Raw genomic sequence first — 726 nt, forward strand, 5'->3', positions numbered from 1 at the left:
CAGGTGCCAGTATGATCACACTCTACAGCCTGTCCGGTGACCACCTCGAACAAGTGGAGGTCGAGCCTGGCACCCCCTTGCCCGAGAATGTGATCTGGATCGACCTGTTCGCTCCCGGCGACAACGAGGACAGCATTGTCGAGGCATGGACGGGCATTTCGATCCCCACGCGCGAAGACATGACGGAAATCGAGGAATCGAGCCGCTTCTACATGGAAACCGGCGCGCAATATCTGACCGTTCCGATCCTGCACGCGGTCGATCTCGATCATCGGGAGCTGGCGCCCGTCACCTTCATCCTGCACGGCTCGCGACTGATAACAGTGCGCTATGCCAATCCAAAATCCTTCACCACCTATATTCTGCGCTCGACCAAACCGGGCAACGGCCTCATTTCAGCCAAATGCTCGGGCCTTTCGATCATGCTCGGCATCACCGAAGCCACGACCAACCGGCTGGCCGATATTCTGGAAGGCGTGGCAGGCAAGATCGATGCGGCTTCGCATTCCATCTACCGCCGCCAGCCCAAGGCGCGCCCGATGACGACGCAGGACTTCCGGCACATACTGACCCAGATCGGCGGACAGGGAACCTTTCTCTCGCGCATGCGGGAAAGCCTGGCAGGCATCAGCCGCATGCTGGTCTATCTGTCGGCCACCAGCAATCCGGCTTCGGGCAAGAAGGAAACGCGCAGCTGGATCAAGTCGCTGGAGCGCGACACCCAAT

The 726-nt window shown here is 59.9% G+C and carries 1 protein-coding gene; it reads left to right on the forward strand.

The window, feature by feature from the left end; translation table 11 throughout:
• Positions 1-11 precede the first annotated feature (11 nt).
• Positions 12-726: CorA family divalent cation transporter (locus RCF13_RS09205; protein WP_308141090.1), on the forward strand; the 715-nt coding region annotated here is incomplete at its 3' end.

Source organism: Stenotrophomonas maltophilia group sp. RNC7, from assembly GCF_030910085.1.
Lineage (GTDB): Bacteria > Pseudomonadota > Gammaproteobacteria > Xanthomonadales > Xanthomonadaceae > Stenotrophomonas > Stenotrophomonas sepilia.